At 64.3% G+C, this 15,201-nt stretch carries 6 protein-coding genes; all 6 read right to left on the bottom strand.

What is annotated here, in order from left to right; all coding sequences use genetic code 11:
- Positions 1-365: 365 nt before the first annotated feature.
- Positions 366-8,957 carry a glycoside hydrolase family 94 protein gene (locus AC1D05_RS01275; protein WP_477437487.1) on the bottom strand — a complete coding sequence of 2,864 codons (8,592 nt, stop codon included), beginning with the start codon at positions 8,955-8,957 and terminating at the stop codon, positions 366-368.
- A gap of 288 nt (positions 8,958-9,245) precedes the next feature.
- Positions 9,246-9,824: a HutD/Ves family protein gene (locus tag AC1D05_RS01270; protein WP_477437485.1), complete on the bottom strand. Its 579-nt coding sequence runs from the start codon at positions 9,822-9,824 to the stop codon at positions 9,246-9,248.
- A gap of 86 nt (positions 9,825-9,910) precedes the next feature.
- Positions 9,911-11,584 (bottom strand): urocanate hydratase, encoded by a 1,674-nt coding sequence (gene hutU, locus AC1D05_RS01265; RefSeq protein ID WP_477437483.1) that lies wholly within the window; start codon positions 11,582-11,584, stop codon positions 9,911-9,913.
- Positions 11,585-11,611: 27 nt separating this feature from the next.
- Positions 11,612-12,430: an N-formylglutamate deformylase gene (hutG, locus tag AC1D05_RS01260; RefSeq protein ID WP_477437481.1), complete on the bottom strand. Its 819-nt coding sequence runs from the start codon at positions 12,428-12,430 to the stop codon at positions 11,612-11,614.
- Entirely contained in the window at positions 12,430-13,971 is a 1,542-nt protein-coding gene (gene hutH / locus AC1D05_RS01255) for a histidine ammonia-lyase (RefSeq protein ID WP_477437479.1), read from the bottom strand. Before hutH ends, hutG begins: the two co-directional genes overlap by 1 nt.
- Complete coding sequence (hutI, locus tag AC1D05_RS01250) at positions 13,968-15,197, bottom strand: imidazolonepropionase (RefSeq protein ID WP_477437478.1); 1,230 nt, start codon at positions 15,195-15,197, stop codon at positions 13,968-13,970. The genes hutH and hutI overlap by 4 nt, the downstream gene beginning before the upstream one ends.
- Positions 15,198-15,201: the final 4 nt, after the last annotated feature.

Raw genomic sequence — 15,201 nt, 5'->3', positions numbered from 1 at the left:
TACTCCGCCAATTCTCTACTGTGCTCAATTCCATATTGTGCACTGCACCATTCCCTGACACGTATCGGTTGATGCGTCGCAAAACAATGCCCGTCTATCGCTTACGTTCCCATTTAGCGAACAAAACATGACGACGATGCGAAATCTGCCGTGATCACCTAACGGTTTGAGATAAAAGGTGAAATGTCAGCCTTGCGGCAAAATCATGGCAGTAGCCGAGCACTGCCACATTTTTAATCACGACCGTATTGCAAGGCTTAATCGGGAGGCATCTTGCGGGCGTAGCCGCGGATCGCTCGCAAGTAACGAGACGCAGCGTCGCGCGTCCCGAAGGACGCGCGAACAACCAACCTAAGCTGTTGATTTTACGCCGGTATCTTGACCACGATCTCGGTCTGAGTGCCGGCTTTGGGTTCGAATGAAGCGGACTTTGTTTTCGAACCATCGACTTCAAGCGAGATCGTCTTGGTCTTTTTGTCGCGAATGACCTGAACCTTGATCTCGGCGCCCAGCATCTTGAGCGTGGCGTGGTAGCCATCCCAGTGGCTGGGCAGCTTCGGCCGGAACGTGATCTGCTTACCCCGCCGTTCAATGCCGAGGATGCCCTCCACCGCTGCCCGGTAGAGCCAGCCCGCCGAGCCGGTGTACCACGTCCAGCCGCCGCGCCCGCCCTTGTCGTCTCCGGCATAGATATCAGCCGCGACGACATAGGGTTCGACGCGATAGTGTTCGGCCGAAGCTTCGTCGAATGCGTGGTTGACCGGGTTCAGCATCGAGAAGCAGCGATAGGCTTCGTCGGTCTGCCCCATTTCGGCGAGTGCGATGACGAACCATGTGGCGGCGTGGGTGTACTGGCCGCCATTTTCGCGCACGCCCGGCGGATAGCTCTTGATGTAGCCGGGGTCCTTCTGCGTCTTCGAGAACGGCGGCGTGAACAGTTTGACGATCTTGAGCTTGTCGTCGACGAGAAGCTTCGTCGCCTGTTGCATGGCCGTCGTCGACCGTGCCGGGTCGCCCTCGCCCGAAAGCACGCTCCAGGACTGGGCGATGGAATCGATCCTGCACTCTTCGGATGTACGCGATCCCAAAGGCGTGCCGTCATCGAAACTGCCGCGCCGGTACCATTCGCCGTCCCATGCCGTGCTCTCGAGCGCCCGCTTCAGCGCCTCGGCATGCTTTGCCCAGGCCTGCGCGCGCTTGCTGTCGCCCTCGCTCTTGGCAACAGGCGCGAAATCGCCCAGCGTCTTGAGCAGGAACCAGCCCAGCCACACGCTCTCGCCCTTGCCCTGCTCGCCGACGCGGTTCATGCCGTCGTTCCAGTCGCCGCCAAGGATGAGCGGCAGGCCAGCAGGACTGCTGCGCTTGATGGCAAGGTCGAGTGCCCGCGCGCAATGATCGTAGAGCGAGACGGTCTTCTTCGAGATTTCGGGAGTGAAGAAGGCGTCGTGCTCACCCTCACCCAGCGCCTGCCCGTCGATGAAGGGCAGTTGCTCCTTCAGGATACCGGCATCGCCGGTCACCGTCAGATAGCGCGCCGTGGCGTGGGCCAGCCAGACCACGTCGTCGGAGATCATGGTGCGCACGCCGGCTCCGGTGCGCGGCAGCCACCAATGCTGCACGTCGCCCTCCGGGAACTGCCGCCGTGCGGCATTGAGGATCTGGTCGCGCGCCAGCGTCGGATCATGCGCCAGCAGCGCCAGCGTGTCCTGCAACTGGTCGCGGAAGCCGAAGGCACCGCTTGCCTGATAGAAGGCCGAGCGGGCGCGGATGCGGCAAGCAAGGCTCTGATAGGGCAGCCAGTGGTTGACCATGGCATCGAGCGCCTTGTCCGGCGTCTCGACCTGGATGGTGTCGAGGAACGCGCGCCACTCGCGCTCGTTGTCGGCCAGGCGCTGGTCGAAATCCTTGCCCCGATGCGTCTGCACCAGCGCGCTCGCCTGCGCAGAAGAATCGGCATCGCCGAGCAGCCAGAGCAGCGTGACGTCGCCGCCGGCCGGGATCTCGACGTCGCGGGCGATCGCCGCGCAGGGATCGTCTCCGGCCTCGACACGACCCGACAGCGCCGCACCGCTCAGCACCGCCTGCGGCAGTTCGCTGGACCCATGCCGGCCGAGGAACTCCGAGCGATCCGTCGTGACCGAATGGACAGCGGCATCGGCGGCGAGGAAGGCGACGCGCTCGCTGAAATCGAGCCCGTAGGGGTTTTGCGCCAGCAACGCGCCGGTCCCCGCGTCACGCGACGGGACGATGGTTGCCGCGGTGCGCGACCGATGCCCGCCAAGCACCCATTCGGCATAGGCATAGATGCGCAGCCGCGCCGGCACCGAGCCGGAGTTCTGGATGCGCAGCCGCGAAATCTTCACCGGATCGACGGGGTCAACGACATGGGTCAGGTCCATCGACAACGGCCCGCGCTTGGCGCGGAAGGTCGAGAAGCCCTGGCCATGCCATGCCTCGTAGGCCATCGACGGATCGCGCACCACTGCGGCGATCGGCGAGAACGCCCTGCCGCTGGCCTGATCGTAGATATAGATGCCCTCGCCGGGCCTGTTCGAGACCGGATCGTTCGACCATGGCGTCAGCTGGTAGTCGCGGCTGTTGCGGCTCCAGGTGAAGGCGGCTCCCTCGGCCGAGGTGTGGAAGCCGAACGAGGCGTTGGAGACGACGTTGATCCACGGCTGCGGTGTGGTGCGTCGGCCAGCCAGCCGCACCACATAGTGGCGGCCGTCGCCGTCGAAGCCGCCAAAGCCGTTCCATTGGCTGAGGCCCGTGCCATCGGCGCGGACATCCATAACGGCCTGCGAGGCAAAGGCATGCACCGCTGGCGCCGAAAGTTCGCGCAGAGTCGGCAAACCGGTCGGCAGCAAGGCGTCGCGCGCCTGCAAGGCAGCCGCCTCGGCCCGCTCGATCTGATCGAAGATGGTGCCGTTACGCGTGTGCAGCACCACCCGGGCGACGGCGAGCAGGGTCTTGTAGGTGGTCTCTTCCATCAGGTCGCGGCGCACCGCGAAAATGTGCTGGCGGGGCCCGAGTTCCTTGCCGCGCAGGCGGCTGTTTTCACACAGTGTCTCGACCGCACGCTGCAGGTCCTGGACGTAGGACGAGGCCTGCTCGTTGACGACGACGAAGTCGATCATCATGCCGCGGGTGCGCATATATTCCTGGAAGCGCAGCGCCTGGGCGACGATCTCCAGATCGGCGACGTCGCCGATCCTGACCAGGAAAATCGGGAAATCGCCCGAAATGCTGGTCGGCCACAGGCTCGACTGCTTGCCGAGGCCCGAGGCGAGGGATTCGGCGGGAAGGCGCAGGAACGCGTCGGGGTAGATCAGATAGCGCGCCAGTTTCTGCACATTGGCGGCATCGGTCAGGCTGAGACCCATATGGCGGGTCTGGACCTGGCTGCGTGTCCAGGCAAGCATCGCCTGGCGGGCGAAGCTCTCCTGATGGTCGAGCCGGTTAATCGCGTCTTCCAGCTCGGTGCGGTTGGACCCGACCACGGTCCAGAAGGTCAGCGATATCTTCTTGTTGGCAGGCACACGCACCTGGCGGCGCAGCGAGGCTATCGGATCGAGCGTGAAGCCTGAATGGCCGCCGAGTCTCGCGCCCGGATCGAAGGCGGCGGCATCGACGATGGAGCGGCCACGGCCGATAAAGGCGCGCCTGTCGGTCTCGGCCTCGGCATCGCGCGCCGGTCCGGACGGATCGGTGACGAAATGCGCCAGGGTGATATCAGGTTCGCTGGTTTCACGCTTGCGGCGCGTGGCGAAGATCGCGCCTTTGTTGGCGGCGATTTCGGTCTCGACGAACATTTTCGAGAAGGCCGGGTGCGCGTTGTCGGAAGCCTCCGAACCGAGCACCAATTCGGCAAAGGACGTCACCTCGATGTGACGGTCGGATGTGCTTTCATTGTAGAGCGTGATGCGACGGCCTTCGCCATTGCCTTCGGAAACGACGATGCATTCGACCTCGGAGCGCAACGTGCCGACCGATTTGACGAAGCTCGCCTTGTCGTCGGAGAACAGGGTCTGCACCTTCTCCTCGGCCCCGCGCTTTGGCTCCGCCGTTGCCGACCACCAGTCGCCAGAGCTGACGTCACGCAGGAAGATGTAGGAGCCCAGGCGGTCCTCGACCGGGTCGGGCTGCCAGCGGGTCACCGACAGATCGCCCCAGCGGCTGTAGCCGGAGCCGGTCGCGGTCACCATCACCGAATAGCGGCCGTTCGACATCACATTGGTCGAACGCAGCGCCCGCAAGGGATCGAGCACGATGCGGGTGTCGGGGCTCTCGGTTTCGGTCTCGTCTTTCGCTCGCTCGTCCGCTTCGGTCCTGACGGTCGCGGTCGGGATGTCGCGCGGCGCCCTTTCCTGCAGCAACAGTTCAGCCGATTCAATGACCGGATCGCTGTGGAAACGGTCGCGCAAGCGACCCTCGAAGATCGCGTCGGCGACCGCCGCGATCGACATGCCCGAATGGTGGGCATAGTAATTCAGCACCACCGCGTGGTTGGTGCCTTCAGGCACGCGCTGCGGGGTGAAATCGACCGCGTCGTAATAGCCATGCGGGCCAAGCGCACCGATCTCGCGCAGCCTGGCCAGATTCTGCACCGCTTCGCGCGGATTGAACTGCGCCGCCAGGATGGTGGCGTAAGGCGCGATCACCGTGTTCTGGCCGAGACCGCGCTTCAGCCCAAGCCCGGGCACGCCGAAATTGGTGTACTGATAGGTCAGCTCCCGGTCGCGAGCGTTGTAGGCCGCTTCCGAAATGCCCCATGGCACGTTTTTCTGACGGCCATACTGCATCTGGCGCTTGATGATGAGCTTGCTGGTCTGATTGAGGATCGAGCCTTGCGGCTCCTTCATCACCAGTGGCGGCATCAGATACTCGAACATCGAGCCCGACCAGGACATCAGCGCGCCCTGGAAACCGATCTCGACAATCGGGCGGCCGAGCCGGAACCAGTGCTCGGTCGGAAGGTCGCCCTTGGCGATGGCGAACAGGCTGGTCAGCCGCGCCTCGGAGGCGAGCAGATCGTAACAGCTTTCGTCGAGCTGATGCTCCTCGACCCGGTAACCGATCGACAGCAGCTTGCGCTCCGGCCGCAGCAGGAAGGAGAACTCCATCTCGAAGGCGAAGCGACGGGTGCGCTCGCGCAAGGTCAGGAGCTTGGCACGCAGCGCCTCGACGGCGTTGTCGTCGCTATGGGCGTCGTGGACATGCGCCTCGCAAGTGGCTTCCAGCCTTGCGGCCCAGTCGACGATGACGTCGCTCGGGGCCGACGCTGCCTCGGTATGGATGGCGGTGGCCAGCTTGCGGATCTCGCCCGCCAGCACCGCCAGGTTGATGGTGCGGATCGAGGCCATTTCCGGCTGTGCCTTGATGGTTTCGACGGCGCGCCGCATGCCGTCCAGGCGGTCGACGAGACGCTGGCGCAGCGGCCTGAGCTGACGGCGGTCGTCAGGCAACTCATCGAGGCTTTCGCTCAGGATGGTCACAGTGTCGAGAATGCCTTCGAAATCGCCCTGGAGGTGCACGGAAGGCGCTTCCGCCCATTCGGCACAGGCAGCCGCCACGGCCACCAGGTGGCCGGCGAGATTGCCGCTGTCGACGGCAGAAATGTAGAGCGGATAGAGTGGCTTCAGCGTCGTGGTGTCGTACCAGTTGAAGAGATGGCCGCGGTGGCGCGGCATGCTCTCGATGGTCGTCATGGTGGCGTCGATGCGGGTGATGGCATCGGACAGGCTGATCCAGCCGAAATCGCGCGCCGAGACGACCGATAGCAAATACACGCCGACGTTGGTCGGCGACGTGCGTGGAGCCACGACCGGTGCCGGGCTTTCCTGGAAATTGTCCGGCGGCAGATTGTGATGCTCTGCCGTGACGAAGCTTTCGAAATAGTGCCACGTGCGCCGCGCCACGGTGCGCAGCGTATGGATATCGGCCTGCGATATGCGCAGCCGGTCCTCGGTTTCGGCCGAACGGCTGATCCAGCTGGCGATCGCCGGCGAGCCGATCCAGAACAGGGCGAAGAAGAAGGCGACGAAGGCGCCGGTGGAATCGGCCAGCACCGGAATGGCGAGGCCGACAAAGCCGATGATCACGGCGCCGTACATCATGCCGTAATAGGAGCCGACATCATTGTCGCCGGCCTTGTGCGCCTGCGAAGCGGTGCGCCATTCCAGCAGATTCTGGCGGCTGACGAACAACCGGTAGAGCGTGCGCACGATGGCATCGCCCATCATCCAGGCGTTGTGCGCCATCAGCACGATCTTCAGCGCCACCATGGCGGTGCCGAAGGCGACGTCGCGCGCCAGCGCCGAGAAATGGCCGCGCGGCGTCTGGTCGCCGCTCTTGGGCAGGATGGCGTTGACGACGTCGAAAGTCGGCGCCATGAACAGGCTGAGGATCAGCAAGGCCTGCCATTGCGCGGCCTGCGTGAAGGGCAGCAAGGTCCAGCCGGCGATCGCCGCCATCACCCAGAAGATCGGCGTCAGCGAGCGGCGCAGATTGTCGACCATCTTCCAGCGTGACAGGGCCGGAACGCCGGAGCGCGGATCGAGGATGAAGCCCAGCAACTGCCAATCGCCGCGTGCCCAGCGATGGTGGCGCGAGGCGTCGACCGAGTAGCGGGTCGGATAATCCTCGACCAGTTCGACGTCGGTGACCAGTGCCGCGCGCGCCAGCGCGCCCTCAAGCAGATCGTGGCTGAGGATGGTGTTTTCCTCGATGCGGCCTTGCAGGGCGGCCTCGAAGGCATCGACGTGATAGAGGCCCTTGCCGGTAAAGGACCCGTCGCTGAACACATCCTGATAGAGGTCGGAAACGGCGAAGACATAGGGGTCGAGGCCGCGATTGGCCGAGAACACGCGCTGGAAGAACGAGGCTTCGTCGCCGCTGGTGAGCGAAGCGGTGATGCGCGGCTGCAGGATCGTGTAGCCGGCGGTGACAACGCGCTTGGCCGTGTCGAAATGCGGGCGGTTGAGCGGATGGCAGAGCTTGCCGACAAGGGTCGCCACCGCATCACGGGTGGTGCGCGTATCGGCGTCGAGCGTCATCACATGGACGACTTTTTCCGGCAGCGGCACTTCGAGCGGTAGGAAAGTGGTGTCGCTGTCGCCGCGCAGCAGAAGGTCAAGCTCGTGCAGCTTGCCACGCTTGCGCTCCCAGCCCATCCAGGCTCCTTGGGCGGCATTGAAGAGCCGGCGGCGGTGCAGGATATAGAAACGCGGCGCGCCTTCCGAGGGATAGCGGGCATTGAGACGGGCGATCTCGGCGCGGGCGTATTCGAGGATCTCGGTGTCCGCCGCATCGATCTCGATCTTGCTGTCGGGCCAATCCGACAGCAGCGCGAAATGGATCTCGTCCACCAGATTGGCGAGGTAATGCACTTCGATGTTGCGGATGTTTTCCTCGACATCGTCGCGCGAGCCGATCAGCGAAGGCACAACCACCAAAGTGCGCGCCTCGGGCGGCACGCCGTGCCGGTAGTCGTAGCCGATCAGGCGTGTCGGCTTGAGGAATAGCGAGACAACGGTGTTGAAGAAAGCCAGTGCGCCTTCGCTCGCCGGCACGGCAAACAGCGCCAGCATCAGCACGATCGAAGTCACCGACAGGCCGAGATTGGCCAACGCATTGCCGGTGAGGACAAGAAGCAGGGCCGTCAACGCGAAGACGGGCAGGACGATGCCAAGCCACCCGGTCTTGGCGAAGGTCCGCTTGGCTACCTGGCTGAGCGTCTGCCGATAGCCGATCGCCTTTTCCAGCTCCAGCCGGCGCGGGCCGACGAGGAAGAAGCCGACATCGGTATGCGCGGACGGAGCCGGAATGGAATCGTCGCGATCCGATGCATGGTCGCTGGCAGCGCGTTCGCTGGCGGCTTGGCCGGCCAGTTCGATGGCCTTTTCGGCGACGCGGTATTCCGACAGGTTCGAGCGGCGCGCCAGTTCCTCGATCGCGGTGCGGTATTGGTCGCGCGAGAAGAAGTCGAGCGCGGCGAAATCGGTGCGCTCGCGCAGCACGGTGTCGATGCGGCTGACGCCTTCGAACCAAACCGTCCAGTCGACGTCGTTGATGAGGCGCAGGCCGCGAATGATGTTGCCGGTCGTCACATTGCCGCTGGACAGGGTGTGATGCTCGGAGATGATGATCTCCTCGGCGTCAGAGCCGGTCTTTTCGAGCTCGCCTTCCAGCCATTCCAGGGCCTTGCCGGCATTCTGCGATCCATCGCGCAAGCGATAGAGAAGCTGGGTGGCGAAGGTGGTGTCCTGCGCATGGGCGCTGAAATTCGACAGGATCGCCTGGCGGTCGGCGCTGTCGTCGGTCGCCAGCACCTTGTCGGCCACATCGTTGGCGATCTGGCGCATCTGGCGGGTGCGATTGACCCTCACCGCCAGCCGGCGGAGATTCTCGATCAGCACGAAGCGCAGCAGCGATGGCAGCGCCCAGAGTTCACCGATCTTCAGCGGCTCGACCGACTGAAAGCCCTGGACGATGGACTTGAACATGGTCGCCGAGACGGAACTGTCCGAATGCGCGACATAGGTCCAGGCCAGTGCCAGCGCACGCGGCACGGTGCCGCCGTCGGGCAGTTTCAGCGTCGGCAGCTGGCGATAGAAGCGGCGCGGCAGGTCGCGCTTGACCTGGAAAATGGTCTCCTCGACCAGGTAGTTGTTGTCGAGCAGCCATTGCGCGGCCGGGGTGATCGTTTCGCCCTTGGCCTGCGCCGCATTGGTCGAACGGTAGACTTCGAGGATCTTCTTGGCACTGTCGCGGATGCGGGCCTGGAAGTCGAACGGCGTCAGGCCGAACAGGTCGGCGAGATCGCCGTTTGCCAGGCTTTCGCCAAGCAGCCGGAGGCGTTCCTCCGGCAGGAATGTCGACCTTATCGGCTCTTCCGTGATGGCCGGGAAGCTGGCGCTGGTCTTCTCGATCTGGGCTGGATTCGTCTGAATATTCATTGAAAATTCCGTAAGCGGGCACACAGCGGCGTCACCGCCACGGCAATGGCCCTAAAACCGGTTCAAATGCAATTGGTTGCATAATCCCACTTGCCGAAAGTTTGTTTCCGCACCACGACAGGGCGTCATCTCTCGGCAAAAATTCCAAGACGAGCGCCCCTCTTCCCGTCGAGATCGATCGGCGGAGAGGATTCGGGCTTTTTCGTGATGCCGGCAATAGCTTACGCTATATTTCGCCGGCAGCACGATCATGTTTGGAAACAGGCGGTAACCGTTGGCGCGAAGGCGTCAGGCCGCGATGGTTATCCGGATGACGAACAGCGTCGTATCCCCAGCCGGTTCGACCCGCAGGACGGGGGCATTCGGCACGAGCAGCAGCGTATCGAGCGGCCCGAGGCGAATTGACCCAGCGTCGGGGAAAATAGCTTCGCCCTTGTGACAAAGGATGAGGGTCGAACCGGCCCGGGGCGCGATTTCCACAGGCCGCGAAATCGCCAGGCGCTCGACCGAATGCAGCACGCGGCCGCGGCGGGTCATGACGTTGAGGTCGGTGATCGGTCCGGCGATCAAGGCGGCACTGGTCGGCAGGTCGGCCGCGAAGGAAAAAGGCGCGGAAGCCAGCGTCAGCGGCACGGCCGGCTGGCCGGCCACATCGAGCACGATCCCCTCGCCTTCCAACACCGACAGCGTGCGGTCGATACCGGCAAAGCGGGAGAATGGCCCGCTACCCTCGACGCGGGCCATCGAGACGCGCCAGTCGAAATCATCGAGCCCAGCGCCGTCAGGCGAGACGGCGATCTCGGTCGTCGTGCCGCCGCCGTTCTTCCACGGCATGACGCGGTAGTCGGCGGCACGAAGGATGCGCATGGCTTAGCCCTCCGCTATGGCTACGGGCGTTCGAAACGCGAAAAGCCGATTCTGCGGCTTTTCGCCTGCCTGCGGCCGGACGTTTCTCACCCCAAAATGCCCGGCAGGTTGAGCTGGTGCTCCCTGGCGCATTCGATGGCGATGTCGTAGCCGGCATCGGCGTGGCGCATGACGCCGGTTGCCGGGTCGTTCCACAGCACCCGCTCCAGCCGCCTTGCGGCGTCCGGCGTGCCGTCGGCGACGATGACCATGCCGGCATGCTGCGAAAAGCCCATGCCGACGCCGCCGCCATGGTGCAGCGACACCCAGGTGGCGCCGGACGCGGTGTTGAGCAGTGCGTTGAGCAGCGGCCAGTCGGAGACGGCGTCGGAACCGTCCTTCATCGCTTCCGTCTCACGATTGGGCGAGGCGACCGAGCCGGAATCAAGGTGATCGCGGCCGATGACGACCGGCGCCTTGAGTTCACCGTTGGCGACCATCTCATTGAAGGCAAGGCCCAACCGGTGGCGGTCGCCAAGACCGACCCAGCAGATGCGCGCCGGCAGGCCCTGGAAGGCAATGCGCTCGCGCGCCATGTCCAGCCAATTGTGCAGATGGGTGTTGCCAGGCGTCAGTTCGCGCACCTTGGCGTCGGTCTTGTAGATGTCCTCGGGATCGCCGGAGAGCGCCGCCCAACGGAACGGGCCGATGCCGCGGCAGAACAGCGGGCGGATATAGGCCGGCACGAAGCCGGGGAAGGCAAAGGCGTTCTCGAAACCTTCATCCTTGGCGACCTGGCGGATGTTGTTGCCATAGTCGAGCGTCGGCACGCCAGCGTTCCAGAACGCCACCATTGCCTCGACATGTTCGCGCATGGAAGCGCGGGCCGCCTTTTCGACTGCCTTGGGGTCGCTGACGCGCTTTTCGCGCCACTCGGCCATCGTCCAGCCCTTCGGCAGATAGCCATTGATCGGGTCATGCGCCGACGTCTGGTCGGTGACCATGTCGGGGCGAATGCCGCGCCTGAACATTTCCGGCACGATCTCGGCCGCATTGCCGAGCAGGCCGACCGACTTCGCTTCGCCGGCCTTGGTCCAGCGCTCGATCATTTCCATCGCTTCGTCGAGCGTCTCGGCCTTCTCGTCGACATAGCGGGTGCGCAGGCGAAAATCGATCGAGTCCGGGTTGCACTCGATGGCAAGGCAGCAGGCACCGGCCATGACGGCGGCCAATGGCTGAGCGCCGCCCATGCCGCCAAGGCCGCCGGTCAGGATCCATTTGCCCTTGAGGTTACCGCCATAGTGCTGACGGCCGGCCTCGACGAAGGTCTCGTAAGTGCCCTGCACAATGCCTTGCGTGCCGATGTAGATCCACGAGCCGGCCGTCATCTGGCCGTACATCATCAAGCCCTTCTTATCGAGCTCGTTGAATTTGTCCCAATTCGCCCAGTGCGGCACGAGGTTGGAGTTGGCGATCAGCACACGCGGCGCATCGGCGTGCGTGCGGAACACGCCGACCGGCTTGCCGGACTGCACCAAAAGTGTCTCGTCCTCGCCAAGCGTCTTCAGCGAGGCGACGATGCTGTCAAAATCGTTCCAGGTGCGCGCGGCCCGGCCGATGCCGCCATAAACGACCAGCTCGTTGGGGTTTTCGGCAACCTCGGGGTCGAGATTGTTCATCAGCATGCGCAGCGGCGCTTCGGTGGTCCAATAGCGGGCGTTGAGCTTGTCGCCGCGTGGCGCACGCACTTCACGGATGTTGTGGCGGGGATTGGTCATCATTGTCCCTTTCGAGTAAGGCGGCGCGCGTCAGCGCCCGGCCCAGTCAATGGCGGTTTCGAGAATCTGTTTCAGCGTGGTGCGGATCGGTGCCGCAAACCCGGCATCATAAGGTACCGGCCAATTGTCCGGCTCACCCTTTTCCTCGGGCTCGCGCATGTAGCCGCGGTTAGAGAGCTCCATCTGCAAGGCGTGGACACCCTGTTGCGGCTGGCCAAAATGGCGTGTGATCCAGCCGCCCTTGAAGCGGCCGTTGACGACAGAGGTTTCGCCGGTTTCGGCCATGATCTGGCTGACCATTGCCTGCAGATTCGGATCAGCGCTCTTGCCGTCATTGGTGCCGAGGTTGAACACCGGCAGCGTGCCTTCGAACAGGCGCGGCAGCACCGAGCGGATCGAGTGGCAGTCATAGAGGACGATCTTGTCGTGCAGGCCTCGCAGTCTGTCGATCTCGGCCTGCAGAGCGGTATGATAAGGCACGAAGAATTTTTCGCGACGCTCGTCGACCTCCGACGGTCCCGGCTCTTCGCCTTCGCGGTAGAGCGGATCGCCGTCGAAGGTTTCTGTCGGGCACAGGCCGGTGGTCGCCTGGCCGGGATAGAGCGAAGCGCCCGAGGGATCGCGGTTGACGTCGATGACGGTGCGCGAGATCGCGGTGTGGACGACGGTGGCGCCGAGGCTGCCGGCGAAGTCATAGAGATTGTCAATCCACCAGTCACAATCGCGGCGGCCGAGCCAGGGCGAGACCAGCCGGTTTTCGAGGCCGGCAAGGTCGATGCCGGTGTGCGGGATCGACACCAGCAGCGGTGCTGTGCCTTGGCTAACGGTGAGCCAGGGTGTGGCGGCCATCACGCCGCTCCCGAAATCGACGGCAGCGCCACCGCGCCGGCAGCCCTGACGGTCGCGCCACTGCGTACCATGGCGATTGCCTTTTCCATGTCGGGGTGGAAATGCCGGTCGTTGTCGAGATGCGGCACTTCGGCCCGGACCAGTTTGCGCACTGCCTCCAGCGCATCGCTCGAGGCCAGCGGCTGGTGGAAATCGCAGCCTTGCGCCGCGGCCAGCAATTCAATGCCGATCACCGCCGTGGCATTTTCCACCATGCCGATCAGCCGTCGCGCACCATGCGCGGCCATCGAAACGTGGTCTTCCTGGTTGGCCGAGGTCGGAATGGAATCGACGCTGGCCGGGTAGGCCTTCTGCTTGTTTTCCGAGACAAGGGCCGCCGCCGTCACCTGCGGGATCATGAAGCCGGAGTTGAGGCCGGGCTTGGGCGTCAGGAAGGCCGGCATGCCCGACAGCGCCGGATCGACCAGCATTGCAATGCGGCGTTCCGACAGCGAGCCGATCTCGCAGACGGCAAGCGCGATCATGTCGGCGGCGAAGGCCACCGGCTCGGCGTGGAAATTGCCGCCGGAGAGCGCGGTATCGTCCTCTGCGAAGATCAGCGGATTGTCGGTGACGCCATTGGCCTCGGTGCCGAGTGTATCGGCCGCCTGGCGCAGCACGGTGAGTGCCGCGCCCATGACCTGTGGCTGGCAGCGCAGGCAATAGGGATCCTGTACGCGCTCATCGCCGACACGGTGCGATTCGCGGATGGCGCTGCCGGCCATCAGATTGCGCAGTGCGTCCGCCGTCTCGATCTGGCCGGGATGCTTTCTCAGCACATGGATACGCGGATCGAACGGGGCGTCGGAACCCTTTGCCGCGTCGGTCGACAAGGCGCCGGCGACCAGCGCCGATTGGTAGAGCACTTCGGCCTCGAACAGGGCGGCAAGCGCATAGGCGGTGGAAAACTGCGTGCCGTTGAGCAGCGCCAGACCTTCCTTGGCGCCCAATGTCACTGGCTCGAGGCCATGCGAGACAAAAGCGACCTTGGCCGGGAAACGGCCATGTGGCGTAAAACATTCGCCGACGCCGATCATCACCGCCGTCATGTGCGACAGCGGCGCAAGGTCGCCGGACGCGCCGACCGAACCTTGTGCCGGCACGACGGGGATGACGTCGTTGGCGAGCATCGCTTCCAGCAGTTCGATGGTTTCGGGCCGGACGCCGGACGCACCCTGCGCCAGGCTGGCAAGCTTCAGCGCCATCATCAGGCGGGCAATTGCAACCGGCATCGGCTCGCCGACACCGGCGGCGTGCGACAGAACGATGTTGCGCTGCAAGGTCTCGAGATCGCCAGCCGGGATGCGCACACTGGCCAGTTTGCCGAAGCCGGTGTTGATGCCGTAGACCGGCTCACCCTTGGCAACGATCCTGGCAACGGCCTCGGCGCTCGCCTTGATCTTCGGGCGGCAGGCATCATCCAGCTTCGGCACGGCGCCACGGTAGATGGCGCGCCAGTCGGCCAGCGTCGCATTGCCGGGCTTCAAGGTCAGTTCGGTCATTGTCCTCTCCAAATGCGGGCATGGAGCGGGTTGAAGCCCATGCGGTAAACGAGTTCGGCGGGACGCTCGATGTCCCAGATCGCCAGATCGGCGGATTTTCCGGCTTCCAGCGTGCCGGCCTTGTCGAGAAGGCCAAGCGCTCGCGCGGCCTCGCGGGTGACGCCGGCGAGGCATTCATCGACGGTCAGGCCAAAGAGCGTCGCAGCCATATTCATGGTGAGCAACAGCGAGGTGAGCGGCGAAGTGCCGGGATTGCTGTCCGTTGCCACCGCCATCTTGACGCCATGGCGGCGGAACAAGTCGACAGGCGGCTTCTTCGTTTCGCGGATGAAGTAATAGGCGCCGGGCAGGATGGTCGCCACCGTGCCGGACTTCGCCATCGCGGCAGCGCCCGCCTCGTCCGTATATTCGAGATGGTCGGCGGAAAGCGCGCCATAGCTGGCGGCAAGCGCTGCCCCGTGCAGGTTGGACAGTTGGTCGGCGTGAAGCTTGACCGGCAGGCCCAGGGCCTTGGCGGCATCGAAAACACGCGCCATCTGCTCAGGTGAGAACGCTATGCCTTCGCAAAAACCGTCGACCGCATCGGCCAGTGCCTCGGCGGCAACCGCCGGGAGAATCTCCTTGGCGACCAGATCGATAAAAGCGTCCTTGTCACCCTTCGCCTCGGGCGGCAGTGCGTGTGCGGCGAGGCACGTCGTGCGGACGGTGACGGGACGCTCATTGGCCAGCCGGCGGCCGGCGCGCAGAGACTTCTTCTCATTGTCGAGATCGAGGCCGTAGCCCGACTTGACCTCGACCGTCGTGACGCCTTCGGCCATCAGCGCATCGAGACGCGGCAGCGTCTGGGCAACGAGTTCATCCTCGCTGGCTGCGCGCAGCGACTTGACCGAGGAAACAATACCGCCGCCGGCCCTGGCGACCTCTTCATAGGTGGCGCCGGCCAGCCGCATCTCGAATTCGTTGGCGCGGTTGCCGGCATAGACAAGATGGGTGTGGCAATCGATCAGGCCGGGCGTGATCCAGCGGCCCTCGCAATCGATCGTCTCGGCGCCCTGCCCTGCCGAAGCCGGCATGTCCGCTTCGGCGCCGGCATAGACGATAAGCCCGTCGCGGGCAGCAACGGCACCCTTCTCGACGACGCCGAGGCCAGCCACACCGTCGGCCATGGTCGCCAATCGCGCATTGCGCCACAGACGAAAGCCGCTCTTCCCGTTTGCTCCAACCATCATC

This window comes from Mesorhizobium sp. P2_E9 (assembly GCF_056403815.1).
This window is presented reverse-complemented; position numbering and strand designations above follow the sequence as displayed.